14 protein-coding genes are annotated in these 16,408 nt (G+C 42.6%); 11 read left to right on the top strand and 3 right to left on the bottom strand.

Features of this window, described 5'->3' with window-relative positions; genetic code table 11:
* Positions 1 to 267: 267 nt before the first annotated feature.
* Positions 268 to 2,244, top strand: a complete 1,977-nt coding sequence (locus BM100_RS09995; RefSeq protein WP_092510486.1) for an autotransporter outer membrane beta-barrel domain-containing protein — start codon at positions 268 to 270, stop codon at positions 2,242 to 2,244.
* A 127-nt stretch (positions 2,245 to 2,371) separates the two neighbouring features.
* On the opposite strand, the gene ychH is transcribed toward BM100_RS09995, so the two are convergent.
* Complete coding sequence (gene ychH / locus BM100_RS09990) at positions 2,372 to 2,647, bottom strand: stress-induced protein YchH (protein WP_092510484.1); 276 nt, start codon at positions 2,645 to 2,647, stop codon at positions 2,372 to 2,374.
* A gap of 429 nt (positions 2,648 to 3,076) precedes the next feature.
* Here ychH and pth point away from each other — a divergent pair, with 429 nt between their 5' ends.
* From pth to BM100_RS09965, 5 genes are all read left to right on the top strand, one after another.
* Positions 3,077 to 3,667, top strand: a complete 591-nt coding sequence (pth, locus tag BM100_RS09985; RefSeq protein WP_092510482.1) for an aminoacyl-tRNA hydrolase — start codon at positions 3,077 to 3,079, stop codon at positions 3,665 to 3,667.
* Positions 3,668 to 3,779: 112 nt separating this feature from the next.
* Positions 3,780 to 4,871: a redox-regulated ATPase YchF gene (gene ychF / locus BM100_RS09980; protein WP_092510480.1), complete on the top strand. Its 1,092-nt coding sequence runs from the start codon at positions 3,780 to 3,782 to the stop codon at positions 4,869 to 4,871.
* A 337-nt stretch (positions 4,872 to 5,208) separates the two neighbouring features.
* Positions 5,209 to 5,544: a lysozyme inhibitor LprI family protein gene (gene umoC, locus BM100_RS09975; protein ID WP_175494937.1), complete on the top strand. Its 336-nt coding sequence runs from the start codon at positions 5,209 to 5,211 to the stop codon at positions 5,542 to 5,544.
* A gap of 272 nt (positions 5,545 to 5,816) precedes the next feature.
* Entirely contained in the window at positions 5,817 to 6,770 is a 954-nt protein-coding gene (locus BM100_RS09970) for an Rpn family recombination-promoting nuclease/putative transposase (RefSeq protein ID WP_092510476.1), read from the top strand.
* Positions 6,771 to 6,891: 121 nt separating this feature from the next.
* Positions 6,892 to 7,254: an RpnC/YadD family protein gene (locus BM100_RS09965; protein WP_244590683.1), complete on the top strand. Its 363-nt coding sequence runs from the start codon at positions 6,892 to 6,894 to the stop codon at positions 7,252 to 7,254.
* A 280-nt stretch (positions 7,255 to 7,534) separates the two neighbouring features.
* On the opposite strand, the gene BM100_RS09960 is transcribed toward BM100_RS09965, so the two are convergent.
* Complete coding sequence (locus tag BM100_RS09960; protein ID WP_092510474.1) at positions 7,535 to 8,926, bottom strand: amidohydrolase family protein; 1,392 nt, start codon at positions 8,924 to 8,926, stop codon at positions 7,535 to 7,537.
* A 258-nt stretch (positions 8,927 to 9,184) separates the two neighbouring features.
* Here BM100_RS09960 and BM100_RS09955 point away from each other — a divergent pair, with 258 nt between their 5' ends.
* Together BM100_RS09955 and BM100_RS09950 are read left to right on the top strand one after the other, a co-directional pair.
* Entirely contained in the window at positions 9,185 to 10,129 is a 945-nt protein-coding gene (locus tag BM100_RS09955; protein ID WP_092510472.1) for an AraC family transcriptional regulator, read from the top strand.
* 161 nt (positions 10,130 to 10,290) lie between these two features.
* Complete coding sequence (locus tag BM100_RS09950; RefSeq protein ID WP_092510470.1) at positions 10,291 to 10,869, top strand: NAD(P)H-dependent oxidoreductase; 579 nt, start codon at positions 10,291 to 10,293, stop codon at positions 10,867 to 10,869.
* 113 nt (positions 10,870 to 10,982) lie between these two features.
* Here the strand turns inward: BM100_RS09950 and BM100_RS09945 are convergent, their stop codons facing one another.
* Positions 10,983 to 11,816, bottom strand: coding sequence for an alpha/beta fold hydrolase (locus tag BM100_RS09945; protein WP_092510468.1), 834 nt, complete (start codon positions 11,814 to 11,816; stop codon positions 10,983 to 10,985).
* 317 nt (positions 11,817 to 12,133) lie between these two features.
* On the opposite strand from BM100_RS09945, the gene BM100_RS09940 reads away from it, so the two are divergent.
* The 3 genes from BM100_RS09940 to lhgO are packed head-to-tail and all read left to right on the top strand — an operon-like array spanning position 12,134 to position 16,346.
* On the top strand, positions 12,134 to 13,171 hold the full coding sequence (locus tag BM100_RS09940; RefSeq protein WP_244590684.1) for a TAXI family TRAP transporter solute-binding subunit: 1,038 nt from the start codon (positions 12,134 to 12,136) through the stop codon (positions 13,169 to 13,171).
* Between the two features lie 15 nt (positions 13,172 to 13,186).
* The gene (locus tag BM100_RS09935; RefSeq protein ID WP_092510466.1) at positions 13,187 to 15,157 is read left to right on the top strand and encodes a TRAP transporter permease; all 1,971 of its coding nucleotides are present in this window, start codon (positions 13,187 to 13,189) and stop codon (positions 15,155 to 15,157) included.
* Entirely contained in the window at positions 15,150 to 16,346 is a 1,197-nt protein-coding gene (gene lhgO, locus BM100_RS09930) for an L-2-hydroxyglutarate oxidase (RefSeq protein WP_092510464.1), read from the top strand. The genes BM100_RS09935 and lhgO overlap by 8 nt, the downstream gene beginning before the upstream one ends.
* The last annotated feature ends 62 nt before the right edge of the window (positions 16,347 to 16,408 follow it).

The following is a 16,408-nucleotide window of genomic DNA, read 5'->3' as shown; positions in this document are numbered from 1 at the left end:
CAAAAACGCAAGGCAGTCACTTTTGATGTCCTTGCGTTTTTATTTATCTCTAATTCACCACGAATACAAATACACGAACGTTACCATTACGTTGAGTATCCATATACGTCATCCAAAGTAGTATCAAACTGAAACCATAAAAATCAGCACTCCGCCAAAGAGAATGAATTACTATTTTTTCTATTAATTCAATTTGTTGAGATAATTCATTACGCCAAGGCATTGTGCTGACGTGGAAATACTAGGCTATTTCTTTGGAGAATGATGATGAAAAAAACACATCTTGTGCTCTCAACTACGACAGCATTTTTATTGAGTTTCGTTTCCAATGCCCATGCTTTTGACAATGTTTATGTTTTTGGCGATAGCTTAAGTGATGGTGGAAATTTCGGTAGATTTACGACAGATGGAAAAAACGCTGAACTCTATGATGAGTATATCGCTCAGCAAATCACGAACAAAAAATTAACCCCCTCCAAGCTTGGTGGAACAAATTATGCTGTAGCGGGTTCGACCGCCAGTAGCTCAGGAGGGCCAGTAAGTCAAGCAATGACAACCCAAAGACAGGTCAATGAATATTTAGGCTCATACTCTGGCAAAGCGGATCCTAATAGCCTGTATATTCATTGGGTCGGGGGTAATGACGTGGCTGACGCGTTAGTTTCCTTTTCAAAAGGAAATAAAAAAATTGCGCAACAACTCATTGATAATGGTTCTACTTCTGCCGCCTCACAAGTCCGTCAACTCATTAAAGCAGGAGCCGGTCTGGTCATTGTTCCTAATGTTCCTGATGTAGGTACGACGCCCAAGGTATTAGAAAGTGTACTGACAGGCGCATTAGAAAAAAATAAGATCCCAGAAAAAGAAATCAAGGAAATTCTCAAGAAAACCCGTGAGGCAATTAACAAGTACCCTACCCCCAATCCTGCTATCCGGGACAAAATCATAGACGGTGTTTTCAAGAAAATCGCAGAAAAGGCCGAGCCTACAGACCCAAACAAGGCCAAAGAAATTTACCAGAAATTACTCAATGCTTATGAGCAAAACAGCAAACTGGGAACCCAATTTTCAGCAGAATTTAACCAAAAAGAAGATGAACTACTTGGTAACGGCAATATCCTGCGTGCGGATGTTAACCGCCTCTTGAAGGAAGTGATTAAAAATCCATTTATTTATGGTATCACCAACACCCTTGGCTATGCCTGCCCACAAGGCCAATATGCTATGTTTTGTCATTCATCCAACCCCAATTTTGATAAAAACCAATTATTCTTATTCTCTGATAGCTTCCATCCGACACCTGATGCCCATAAAGTCGTTGGTCAGTACATTATGTCCATCTATTACGCCCCATATCTGGTGATGGCATTGAATCAAATTAACCAGGCCCCCACCAACAACGTTTTGTCTGCACTTGATGGGCACCTGCAACAATTGCGGAATAGTCAAAATCCTCAAGGCAAAATGGGTGTCTTTGGCGGTTACACGGGCAACCACGATGATACATTCACGTTGGGCAGCGATTATCAACTTACGGATAATCTATTATTAGGATTGACTGTTTCACGTGCTCAAGCGGAAAGAAATGCGGTGCCTCATTTCAGCTATGCCGCAAACAGTCACGTTATGACTGCCTATGCATTGTGGAACTATAATGACAATGGCTGGCTGAGCAGCGATGTTCATTATTCACACACCAGCTACGATTACCTATCACGTGCCATCCAGCTTGGGCAAGCCACACGCCGAGAATTTGGTTCGACCGACGGCAAACAATGGGGTTGGAGGATAACGGCTGGCTGGAATATACCTGTTACCAATTACCTGACCACTAGCCCAGTTATCCAGTATGCCTGGGACAAAGGAAATATTGATGGTTATCGCGAATCGGGAGACAACAGTACTTCAATGCATTTTGGTTCCCAACGCTATAATTCAAGGGTTGGCTCTGTGGGCTGGCGCGTGGATACACAATTGGGCCTCTTCAACCCTTATGCCTCGATTTTGTTCACTCATAAATTCAACGGTGAACACTATGCACTACGCAGCGCCATAAATTCCACCAGAACGTCTTTTGTTCAAAAAGAAGAAAGAAACGATAAAAACTATTTCCAATATTCCGTTGGTGTTAATGCCAACTTTACCAATAACTTTCGGGCATTTGCCGCTGTATCGCATGCGCAAAATAATAATGCCCCATCTAATAACTATAATGTCAATTTAGGTTTTAATTTCAGTTTTTAATAAATTAAATGCGAAATAAAAAATATATAACAAAAAGGATAAGAATAGAGAAAGAAAACACATGCAAGGCGGTATTAATATTACCGCCTTGCTGATAAACCAATGAGATTATTAATTTTCATACCGATTATGGGTGCTTATGTTTTTTGCGACGATAGCGTTCATCATAATTCTTCAACCACCAATACCTATCAGTCACTCCTTCTCGCCCACCAATACTGGCTCCTGCCAGCCAAATCAATGCGCCAACAAATAAACCCATTAATGCCATGCTGGTCAGTAACTCAGACACACCCAAGTTAAAAATATGGCTAAGCAGTACATAGGACAAACTGATAAACATCGTCGCCATTCCCAATCCCATGAGAATATTACCCAAAATAAGCGCTTTTTTACGTTTCATAGCCAACCTCCAATACTTTTTACGCACGCAATTTATAAATTTAACGAACTCAAAAGCACGAAAGCAGATATCTCCTTTGAAATAATTATAGCCTTATTTTTTAGAATGTTATTGCGTAACTGATCACAGTTCGTTCAACATCGACTCTAATTATTTACATTCCGTATAATTAATATTTATTAAGCAACTATATTTATCCCGAATGATATGCCCTATGGAGTAGAACTGCAACAAGCACTGTACGCTATACAATATGCAAAACAAAACTCAGAACAACAGCACGTGAACCATCCGGCAAGAACATAGATGTTACAGAACATCATGAAAAATAGGGATAACCATGAAAAACACAAGAACTTTGTACTCAAGCCGTGAGATCGGTAAACTACTCACCTTTTTTATTTTATTGCCAATAAGCGAACCCAAACTGTGAGTAACATAAAATTAATCGTTGGCCTGGCAAACCCTGGGGCCGAATATGCTCAAACCAGACATAATGCAGGAGCATGGTTTGTCGATTTGTTAGCACAACGCCATAACCAGCCCTTAAAAGAAGAAAGCAAATTTTTTGGTTATACCGCCCGCATCAATATCAATGGGCAAGATATCCGTCTGCTGGTGCCAACGACTTTCATGAATGCCAGCGGCAAATCTGTTCTGGCTCTTGCTGGCTTTTACCGTATTCAACCAGAAGAAATACTGGTCGCGCATGATGAATTGGATCTTCCGCCAGGTGTCGCAAAAATGAAATTGGGTGGAAGCAACGGCGGCCATAACGGCCTGAAAGATATCCAGAGCAAGTTCAGCAATAACCCTAACTTTCACCGCCTGCGCATTGGCATTGGCCATCCGGGTGATAAAAGTAAGGTTGTGGGTTTTGTACTGGGCAAGCCACCAGCCAGTGAGCAAAAACTGATTGACGATGCCATTGATGAAGCAGTGCGTTGTACTGACATTATTATTAAAGATGGCATGAATAAAGCAATCAATCGGTTACATGCATTTAAAGCCTGTGCCTGACCGGGAGTGCGTGGCGCAGAGAGCTATTGCGTGTATAATAGCGCCAATTTTGTATAACTCACCGACAGGCATATTGCCCGTTGGTTTATAAGTGATCTAAGGTGATAAATATATGGGATTCAAATGCGGTATCGTTGGCCTGCCTAACGTTGGGAAATCTACATTATTCAATGCGCTGACAAAAGCAGGTATCGAAGCAGCAAACTTCCCGTTCTGCACTATCGAACCAAACACAGGCGTTGTGCCAATGCCAGATTCACGTCTTGACCAATTGGCTGAAATTGTCAAACCACAGCGCATATTACCCACCACCATGGAATTCGTGGATATTGCGGGTCTGGTAAAAGGTGCATCAAAAGGTGAAGGTCTGGGCAACCAATTTCTGACCAACATCCGTGAAACAGAAGCTATCGGTCATGTTGTCCGTTGCTTTGAAAACGACAACATTGTTCACGTTTCCGGTCAAGTTGATCCAGCTGCTGATATTGACATTATCAATACAGAATTGGCACTGTCGGATTTGGATACTTGCGAGCGCGCTATCCACCGTATACAGAAGAAAGCGAAAGGCGGCGATAAAGATGCCAAGGCAGAACTGGAAGTTTTGGAAAAGTGTCTGCCTCACCTTGAACAAGCAGGCATGCTGCGGGCTTTAAACCTGAGTACAGAAGAAAAAGCAGTCATCCGTTATCTCAGCTTCCTGACTCTGAAACCAACCATGTACATTGCCAACGTCAACGAAGACGGTTTTGAGAATAACCCTTATCTTGACACCGTTCGCGCCATTGCAGAAAAAGAAGGCTCTGTCGTTGTTCCGGTTTGTGCTGCTATCGAAGCAGATATCGCAGAGCTGGATGATGCTGATCGAGAAGAGTTCATGGCGGAAATGGGCTTGGAAGAACCAGGCTTAAACCGTGTTATTCGAGCTGGCTATCAGCTGTTGAATCTACAAACTTACTTCACCGCAGGTGTGAAAGAAGTTCGTGCTTGGACCATTCCAGTAGGCGCTACCGCACCACAAGCAGCGGGCAAAATTCATACTGACTTTGAAAAAGGTTTTATCCGTGCCCAAACTATCGCATTTGAAGACTTTATCACTTACAAAGGTGAGCAAGGTGCGAAAGAAGCAGGCAGAATGCGTGCAGAAGGGAAAGACTATATCGTTAAAGACGGCGATGTACTGAACTTCTTGTTTAACGTTTAAATTGATTTTGTTGCCCTAAAAGAGCAAAGAAACCTCAAAAAATCCACGCAATTGCGTGGATTTTTCTTTTTACGCTGTATGTCAGTCGCAGGCTGGTATGTTTCATGGGCGAATGCACCCTATTAAACGCCGTCCTACGATTAGGAATAATCGGTATTTTTAGATTAAGGCAGAATAAATATTGTAAAGGTGTTATCAGATGCGTTAAAACCTCTGCTGAATAAATATGAAGGAGTTTCTAACCGTGAAATTCAATCTAAGCTCACTCTCTGTAACGAGCATCATTCTTTGCTTACCATTTTCCAGTGTCGCAAATACCCACTCCGATAAGGAAGTGATGGCAGATCCACTCACGCAATGCTATAACCAGATCGGTGACGCTCCACGAACTGCTCTACAAGGATGTCTCACTTCTAAGTTAACCACTGCCGACAGCGCAATGACTAAAGCAGTTCGCGACAATAAAACAAACCTTGAGCAAACTGGTTCTTCAGCAACAAAAACCGCTATCGCCTCACTCAAAAAATCACAGAAAGATTTTTTGAAATTCCGTGAAAGTGAGTGCCAACGACAATCTGATGCGATGTTAGGAGGCAGTGGTTCTGGTGATGTTTTTCTTTCCTGCAAGGTTAAACTGACATATTCACGTATCAAATCGCTTCAGGAGGAATAACCGCTGTATCAGCAAGATAACTGACTCCTGAAACCTAATTATATCAACCCGCTCCGATATCATAAAAATCACTTACGCAATAAGGTGCAAGACACCGGAGTGGGATGAGTTATCGCTTAGCCGGCTCACATAGATAAAAAACCAATTATCCTAACTCTCCTTAATTCAGGCGGATTACTTTCAGATACCATACCGATGTTAACGGTATCACTATTTTTTGTCCTGTATGCTTACTGTACATTGAGTGCAGGGATCATTTTGGATAAAAATACATGAAGAATAAAAAGGCTATCCCCACAGCTCATGATGCAACATTCAAAAAATTCATGGCTCAAATCGAGAATGCCCGTGATTTTTTTGACATTCATCTGCCCGAGAGGATTAAAAAACTCTGTGATTTTAATACGCTAGCTCTGACTAACTCGTCATTCATTGACCGTCAACTGCGTTCAAGAATGTCCGATGTGCTTTATTCAGTGAAAACACAACAAGGTGACGGGTATATTTATGTCCTTGTTGAGCACCAGTCGACACCGGATAAAATGATGGCATGGCGCATGATGCATTACGCGTTTATGGCGATGAATCAGCATTTGCAACAGGGTCACAAGGCATTACCGCTGGTTGTGCCCGTTTTGTTTTACCACGGTGACAGCAGCCCTTACCCTTTCCAGCAGCACTGGACACAATGCTTTTCATTACCTAGCCTGGCGGAAGAGGTTTATTTTAATCCCTTTCCTCTCGTTGATGTGACTGTGATTGATGATAACGAACTGATCAATCATCGTAAAATCGCCGTCATGGAACTGGCAATGAAACATAAGAACTTGCGTGACGGCTTCAAGACTGTAACTACGCTATTGGCACAGGTTCTTAAAGACAATTATAATAGTGACAACAATGTTGTTACTATTCTTAATTACCTGTTTGCCATAATGGATTCGCCCCACTTTGAACAGGTGCTCCAGCAATTGATTGAACAGGTAGACAATCATCGGGAGGTGATTATGAGTATCGCACAACGATTACATGAAAAAGGTCGGGAAGAAGGTATACAACAAGGAATGTCACAAGGCATGCAACAAGGAATATCGCAAGGCATACAACAAGGTGAAAAACAAGCAGCAATCAATATTGCCCGCTCTCTCTTAAAAAATGGCGTCAATATTGAATTGATTATGGAAAGCACCGGTCTTAGCCGAGAAGAGGTGCTTTCCCTGCAATAACTTTCCTTCCCTGATTTTTCTGTACTCTTACCCACTTTATCGAGAGGGTAAGAGCATGTATGTAGTGAGTTGCCCTTCAGCATCTGTTATTGCCGTGAATCCGCCGACCTGAGCGGAGTTTATGTTTGCCATAATGGATTCGCCCCACTTTGAACAGGTACTCCAGCAATTGATTGAACAGGTAGACAATCATCGGGAGGTGATTATGAGTATCGCACAACGATTACATGAAAAAGGTCGGGAAGAAGGTATATTGCAAGGTATACAACAAGGAATGTCACAAGGCATGCAACAAGGAATATCACAAGGCATATCGCAAGGCATGCAACAAGGAATATCACAAGGCATATCGCAAGGCATACAACAAGGTGAAAAACAAGCAGCAAACAATATTGCCCGCTCTCTCTTAAAAAATGGCGTCAATATTGAATTGATTATGGAAAGCACCGGTCTTAGCCGAGAAGAGGTGCTTTCCCTGCAATAACTTTCCTTCCCTGATTTTTCTGTACTCTTACCCACTTTATCGAGAGGGTAAGAGCATGTATGTAGTGAGTTGCCCTTCAGCATCTGTTATTGCCGTGAATCCGCTGAACCTGATCGTAGCTTATTGCTGCTTAATTCCGCTTAATTGAATCATTTCAGCAACGTCACTGTTAAGATTGGTATTAGATGTACAGTATTGGCACTGAGGCTATCGATTCATATAAAAAAACCTCGTTACTTTAACCGAGGTTTTAATCTTAAAATTTCATTACTTACTACTTTTATCTCTTTTTCTCTACATTTCCCCACACCATCTTCCCATGATTAAACGTCGCGACTCGGGGGGAAACTCGAGCCACTGCTTCAGCGGAACAAGAAGCATCCACCAGCACGAAACTGGCATCATCCATAAGTTTAGGCCAAACTCGTTCGCCTTTATCATTCAACGGCAATACGTTACCAGTCGCAATCGCTAATGCACGGGATAACGTTTGTTCATTTGGCCGGATATATAACTGAGCATACAAGTTGGCTTTCTCCAGCATATCCCCCAAGCCATACGGAGACCAATGGTCTATCACACTATCCGTACCAGTCATCACAAACACGCCTTTATCACTTAATTGTTTGAGCGGCATATGTAACGTTCCGATAGGAATCGTCGACGCAATTGTGACTTCCTGTGCAGCCATACGTTCAGCTATTTCATCTACCTGCTGCTCATTGAACGTAGCCAAGGCAAAAGCGTGGCTGATAGTCAGCTTGCCTTTAAGCTGAGGAGTTTTTTCTACAGTTTCCAACATGTAGTTAATTGCTGCCATACCTGCCGAATTCGTTTCATGCAGGTGAATATCCACCCCTTTGTTATAATCCAGCGCAATCTGGAATGTCATATCGAGTGATTTTTCCATTGAGCCATCAACATTGGTTGGATCGAGCCCTCCTACGTAATCTGCCCCCATTTGCATGGCTTCGCGCATCAACGATACTGAGTCTGAAAGCAATAAACCATGTTGCGGAAAAGCAACAATCTCACAATTGAGATCAGACTGGCGACGTGCCAGCACCGCTTGCAGATTTTCGAGGTTTTTCAGCCCTGATGTCGGTTCAATATTGCAGTGGCTGCGGACGATGGTCGTTCCTTTCGACTGAATCAAGTCAATCAGTTTTTCCGCGCGCTCTTGAGTATAAGGCTGCAACTCCAGCAAGAGTTTTTGCTCAAATTTAATCATATCTTGGATAGTCGTGCCTTCCGGCCGATTAAGGGCGCGCCACGGGCCACCATAAAATGTTTTATCCAGATGAATGTGCATATCCCGCATTGCAGGAAGCATCAATTTACCGCCGGCATCGTAGCGTGGCAGCGAGTTATCCTGATTAAGCCTGTTATCATGCAGGGCAACAATTTTACCGTTGTTGATTTCCAACGTTTTCAGCTCGGTCAATGTATGGACGACAGTCTGATCTTCATATGCAAACCCCGATTCCAGTAATACATTGTCCAAGTAATAATGTTTATCCGTTATCTTGGAAACATTCTCCGTGTTACTGCTTTTTCCTGTCACCTGTTGTGCGGCATAAGAAACCGGGCTAACTGCGCCAAGCAACGCACAGGCCGTGATGATTTTCCCACCCTGACTTAAGAACTCTCGTCGGTTTTTATTTTCGTTCATATTTTCTGCTTCCTTTTCGGTCAGTAACCATGATATGTGTCCAATGGAAAATAATTAGCATTTCTGTACTGACTAAACAACTCATTGAAAATGTGCATCAATGATTTTACTTTTCACTGGAGAAGTGAATTAGCAACATTTTGATTCATGATTATGGCAATAAAAGCGATAAAAATTTTTGCTTCTGAGGATAAGATCGACATAACACATTAATAATTCATCATTTTGTCTGAGAAAGGAATAATGAAGGAGTCCGATATGAATGGGGTATCTTCCACGATAGATACAACAGAAATTGATGCACAGCGACAAAAATTGGCGGGCAAAATTGCTCGATTCACACGCCCCAATTCACATGCTGTCAAAACAGCGATCCCTCAATTGACGCTTTGCCGTCAGGAACAATCAACAGCACCGATAAGTGAGCTGCATGTACCAAGTATTATGATTATTGCCCAAGGTGCAAAACGGGTGACAATCGGTGATCGTTCTTATTATTGTGACTCCCGACAGCTATTGGTGACGTCAATAAATATTCCCACTATCACTCAAGTGTGCACTGCATCTCAAGAAGCCCCCTTTGTTTCCCTCATGTTGCAGCTGGATATTCAGGAAGTGTCGAAGCTGATGGTTGAGGATAAGGTGATGATAAAACCTCGATTACAAGATCCATGCGCACTGGTTTTAACATCCACGACATATTCTCTTTTGAACAGTATCAATCGATTATTGGATTTATTGGACACACCTGAGGATATTCCCGTCCTCTCTCCCTTACTGCAAAAAGAAATCATGTATCGTTTACTGAAAAGTAACCTGGGGGAATATTTACAACAAATGGCTTCTAAAGAAAGCCCGAGTCACCGAATTCATCACACCATCCATTGGTTGAAAAAACACTTCACCGAGCCTGTTAAAGTTGAACAACTTGCTCAAATCGCCAAAATGAGCCTTTCTTCTTTTCATCAACACTTTAAAGCTGTCACGTCAATGAGCCCATTACAGTACCAAAAATGGCTGCGTTTACATGAAGCAAGGAGAATATTGCTGACACATCACGACACCATGTCCAGCGTAGCGTTTCAGGTCGGTTATGAAAGCACTTCACAATTTAACCGTGAATATAGTCGTCTTTTTGGTGAACCACCCTGCCGTGACATGAAAAGACTGCGGATTGTTTCAAAACACGACTCAGGGCAATAATTCAAAACGATGTGTAAGATGATGTTTAACACACGGTTTAAAAAATAAATAAGTATTTTTGGAGGATTAGGCAATGATTGAAAATGAATAGGCACCCCTAAAATCAAAAATAGCCTTAATATGTCCCTCAATTTATTAATAAAAATAAAGCAGAGGATATTATGTCACGGATCTTAGCCATCAATTCAGCCAAAGTTTTTGACGAATCAAAAGGAGCATTAAATAACACGCTCACGGAAGTTATCAGGGATCATCTAACCAATTTAAATCATGAAGTTAAAATCACTCATGTCGATAACGGTTATGACATTCAAGAAGAAATAGATAAATTGCTTTGGGCTGATAGTATCATTTACCAAATGCCCGTGTGGTGGATGGGTGCACCTTGGATCTTAAAAAAGTATTTCGATGACATTTTAAATGTAGGCCAAGGGAAACTATTTAAAAATGATGGAAGAAACCGCCAAGATCCCAGCAAAAAATACGGTTCTGGCGGCCTGTTACACGAGAAAACGTATATGTTGTCACTGACTTGGAATGCACCACTTGAAGCGTTTGAAGATCCCAACCAATTTTTTGAAGGAAAAGGGGTTGATGGCCTCTTTTTCCCTTTCCATAAAATCAATAAGTTTTTGGGTATGTCGCCATTGCCAACATTTAATTGTTATAACGTGGTAAAGGCACCTGAAATTGAATCGGATATCAATCAATTGAAAATACATCTATCCAATGTGTTCTGATCGTTGATTTACCACCCTATTATTAAACCAGCCATTGAAAAGAAATGAAAAATCCACCGAGATATTGCGTGGATTTTTCATTTTTCTAACGACATTTAACTATCATAATCTCTTTAAAATTCATCCAAAAACTCTAACAAAATAGGATTAAAAACTTCAGGTGCTTCCCAGAAAGGGGCATGGTCAACGCCTGCCAAATTAAATACAGTTCCTTTCCAGAGATTTCGATAATTTAACCCGTTTATATAACTACTATTAATGAAGGGATCACCCGCGCCATTGACGATGGCCAGCGGTATTTCACTGGTTTCCGCCAATCGTTTCTGATCGGTCGCCTGAGGAGAAAGGAAAAACTCAAACATATATTTTCTTGCTAACCCGTCTGTCCTTGCCACCGCCTCAAAGATAAAAGGTTCATGCGGCGCATTGACGCCCACAGTATCAGAAGCAAAATTTTTGACATCTTCCTCGGTAAAATCAGCTTTGCCGGCAAGCCCCATATGCTCGCTGGGCCGGAAACCCAAGGCCACATTATTGGCCCCCGTTGATACCGGAGGTGTTCCGCAAATCATTAAACCAATCATTTTGGGATACAAGGCCAACATTTCCAACCCAATGTGTCCCCCCAGTGACCAGCCAAAGAGAACCAATCGTTCAATGCCTATTTTTTCCAATACTTCAATGACAGTATGTGCATAGCTCGGCATTGAATACGCCAGTTGGGGTTCACTGGCATTTGATGATGCGCCATGTCCGGGTAAATCCAAGGCCAGAACCCGATACTTGCCTTTCAAGTAATCAATTTGATGACGAAAAATTTCCTTACAGCTTGAATTACCATGTACCAACAAAACAGGTAAACCATCACCACCGGTATCCAGGACTGAAATATCAGCATAACGGGTTTGAATATCGTAGGTTTGAATATCATTATGTGCAGTCGCCATTATTCAATCTCCTAACTCAATAAAAAAATCAACCTATTACAAGCCCCCGACATTAAACCAACAGAAATGACAGAGACTGTTGCCGAATTGAAATCCCCTTATGTTGATATGAAATGATGATTTATTAAATGATTATTTTGTTCTTTATTAATTTAAATCACATCAGTGGCTGCATATTTTTTGTTTATTTTTCGATTACACCCAAATACTTATCACAAATTTACAAGATTAAACTCTGATACCCACCTTAAGTGTTGTATACAAGTTAGTCCAAATATTAAAAACTTGTTACATACACAACATCCGGTAATCACGTTATGACAACAAAGATAACAACAAAGAAAGTAAAGCTGCTGCTGGCAATACTTACCATCATTATTCTGGTCGTCATGGCCATCGCAGGAAAAAGAGAAAACACCAACAAACGCTTCCTTTCCGTCGCTACCGCCTCTACCGGCGGAACCTATTATCCGATGGGAGTGGGGCTGGCCAACATCTGGAGCAACCACCTGAAACAGGAAAATATTCAGGTTACAGGGCAATCTTCAGCTGGATCGATTGAAAACATTGATTTACTGCAAAAAGATGAAGCACAGCTCGCTATTTTGCAAAGCTTAATCGCTGTTGAAGCCTATCAAGGTGTCCGTAATTTTGAAAATCGCCCCTATCAGGATTTACGCTCAATTTCAGTCCTTTGGCCCAACGTTGAGCACTTTGTTCTGTTAAATGAAAAAATCAAAGATGGAACATTGAATGATATTGCCAACACCCGTTTTTCCGTAGGGCCGCAAGCCAGCGGTACAGAGCAATCCACGCTGATAATTTTGAAAGGTGTTAACCTTAGCAAGCAAAATATTCAGCCAGAATACCTTGGTTATGGAGATACCGTCTCTGCCATGCGGGATGGCCGGCTTGATGGCGGCGCTCTTCCGGCAGGCGTTCCGGCCTCGGCAGTCACAGATATGTATGCAAGTGGTGTTCCTGCCCGGATATTAAACGTTACAGATGAACAACTGGCGGCAATTAACGCCATCGCCAATTCATGGTTCCGGTTTGTCATCAAACCAGAAACTTACCCACGCCAAGAACAATCCATCCAAACCATCGCTCAACCCAATATCCTCATGACGACACGGGAAATAGATGAAAAAACAATTTATGAGCTAACAAAAGTGATGTTTGAAAATCAAAAGGAAGTTCACCAAATTCACAGTTCAGCAAAATACATATTGCCCGAAAACGCCCTCAAAGGAGTCTCTGTACCGTTACATCTGGGTGCATATCGATACTATCGCGAAATTGGTCTGGATATCCCTGATTACCTCACGCCACCAGAACTTAAAATTGCTCAATAATTTTATGGAGTCACCATGAACACTGACAATGTAATATCATCTTCTGTTGAGCAGGATAAAGAAGCCGGTTCAGGCAGCCGCCATCTGCGCGGTTTTTACCTCACTCTGGCAACCCTGCTTGCCATTGCCATTTCCTTGTATGCTATCTATTCCAATGTGTTATCCAATACGCAAGAGTTTTACCGCAATGCAACGTTTCTCGGCGGCATTCTGGTTCTGGGCTTTATCCTGTTCCCGATTTCTCAACGCTATTCAACACCGACATTCAACCGTTGGGATTATTTTTTTATTCTGCTCACCTTGATCAGTTACGGATATTTTTATTTTACTTACACTGACTTGCATGTCGTACGCAACAGTATCCCCAATACTACTGACTACATTATGTCCGTCATCGGCATTGGCGTTTTATTTGAATCAGCAAGGCGCACAACTGGCTATTTCATCCCCTGCTTATCGATTTTTGCCATTATCTATGCCCTGTTCGGCCAATATTTCATGGGTATTTTTGGGCATGCTGGTTTTTCACTTGAGCGTCTGCTTTTCCGCCTGTTCATGACCAGTGAAGGCATTTTTGGCATTACTCTCTCGACAGCATCAACCGCGATTATTGTTTTTATCCTGTTCGGCGCATTTTTAAGCGTGAGTGGTGCAACCGCATTATTCAACGATCTCGCCATCGCGATAGCCGGACGCCGTCGCGGCGGGCCAGCACAAGTGGCCGTTATTTCTTCCGCCCTGACAGGATCACTCAGTGGCAGTGCCGTCGCGAATGTTGCCACAACCGGCACCTTCACTATCCCCTTGATGAAAAATATTGGTCTATCTCCCCGTTTCGCTGGCGCAGTAGAAGCAACAGCTTCAACCGGAGGCATGATCATGCCCCCCATCATGGGAGCGGCTGCATTTATCATGGCGGGTTTTTTAGGGGTGTCCTATACCACTATTGTTATTGCTGCCATTATTCCGGCACTGCTCTACTATGCAGCCCTAATTATGTCCATTGATTTGGAGGCGAAAAAACAGGGATTAAAAGGTATCAGCAAGGAGAATATCCCTCAGGTCAAAGCCGTATTGAAAGCCCGCGGGTTACTATTGTTGCCGTTATTTATCGTTATCGGCACACTGTTGCTTGGAAAGACACCGATTTATGCCGGTACGCTCGGTATTATTTCGATTATCATTTCAAGCTGGATCACGCCAGATACTTCTGTGCGCATGACCCCAAAGAAAATTCTTGATGCTTTGAATGAAGCGGCCCGTGGATCGATTCAAGTCACCATTGCCTGTGCCACTATCGGCGTCATTATCTGTGTTGTAACCATGACAGGCATTGGCTCCACCCTTGCTTTCAATATCGTGTCTCTCACTGACAATACACTGTGGATGATCCTCCTTGTCGTCATGATAGTCTGTATCGTTCTCAGTATGGGATTGCCTTCCACTGCTCTCTATATCGTTGTTGCAGTGACAGTGTCACCCATATTAATCAAAGCAGGAGTCTTACCTTTGGCAGCACACTTCTTTGTCTTTTGGTTTGGTGCCCTTTCCAATATTACCCCGCCCGTCGCACTGGCCAGTTACACTGCTGCCAGCATTGCCCGCGCGGACCCCATGCAAACTTCATGGAGCGCTGTACGCTTGGCTTTACCGGGTTTTATCATTCCATTTATTTTGGTATACAACCCAGCATTATTAATGCAAGGCAATGAGTTAAATACGCTGTCCATTAGTTATATGATCCTGACTGCCTTAATAGGTATTTATTCTCTTTCCATCGCTACCGCCAATTTCTGGCTAGGTAAAACCTATTGGCTGGAACGAATTCTATTCGCAAGCGCTGCCATTCTTTTAATTAAACCGGGTATGCTGACTGATTTTATAGGTGCCGGATTAATTGTCGCCGCCGGTGCTATGCATTTCTTACGCTATAAATTGGGACAGTCAGGCAATAAGAACCATGAGGGACATGCTAAAAATGTATGATGTCATTATTGTTGGTGCAGGGTTAGTTGGGCTTGGCACGGCCAATGCGTTGCAAGAACGATACCCACATTTGCGCTTGCTGATATTGGATAAAGAAAATGGCGTGGCTGCCCACCAAAGCGGCCATAACAGCAATGTCGTTCACTCCGGCATTTACTATTCTCCCGGCAGTTTAAAAGCACGGCTGGCAAAACAAGGCAATCGTACAATATATGATTTCTGCCAGCAGCACGGTTTATATTACGATCGTTGTGGCAAAGTGATCGTTGCAACACAACTGAAAGAGCTGCCATTGCTGGAAAATATCTATCAGCGAGGACTGCAAAATGGCCTTGAAGTCCATCGTCTATCCCAAAAACAATTGAAAGAACGAGAACCTTACGTCAACGGTCTGGAAGCAATACTGGTGCCCGATGCCGGCATCGTTAATTATCCGGAAATTGCTGCCAAGCTGGCCGAAATCATTCAATCCAGAGGTGGGGATATTCATTATCAACAACAAGTTCAATATATTCAGGAAAAAAGCCAACATGTTGAAGTACGCACTCAACAATCCAGTTATCAAGCAAAATGGTTGGTGAATTGTGCCGGTTTGCACAGTGACAGAATTGCCAAACTGGCAGGCTACGAAACAGGAATGAAGATCGTTCCTTTCCGCGGTGAATATTATGTACTTGATAATAGTAAAAACTATTTGGTCAATCACTTAATTTATCCCGTTCCCAACCCTGACTTTCCTTTCCTCGGTGTCCATTTTACGCGGATGTACAATGGTAAGCGGGATGTTGGCCCAAATGCAGTATTGGCATTTAAGCGCGAAGGGTATCGCAAAACAGATTTCAATTCGCTGGATTTAGCCGATGTATTGACTTACAAAGGGTTTTGGAAAATAGCGACCCGTTATTTTTGCGAAGGCATGGCAGAAATGCGCCGTTCCTTCTCACGCCAACTTTTTACTGACAATGCTCGTCAACTTATCCCCGCTTTGCGGCCAGATGATATTACCCCCGGCCCGGCCGGTGTTCGTGCTCAGGCGCTCACTGCTGATGGTAAATTGGTCGATGATTTTCATTTTGTAAAAGGCCGCCGTTCATTGCATGTTTGCAATGCGCCCTCACCTGCGGCGACCGCTTCAATGGAGATTGGCAGAGAAATTGTAAACTTGCATTTGCAAAATATCCTTGGCTAATTTTCAGTAAAAAACCGGAGCACATTATTGTGCTCCGGTTTTTTCTATAATTTACTGTTTTA

Source organism: Xenorhabdus mauleonii, assembly GCF_900113945.1.
Taxonomy (GTDB): domain Bacteria; phylum Pseudomonadota; class Gammaproteobacteria; order Enterobacterales; family Enterobacteriaceae; genus Xenorhabdus; species Xenorhabdus mauleonii.
Note: the sequence above shows the minus strand (reverse complement) of the source record. Positions and strands in the feature narration are given on the sequence as shown.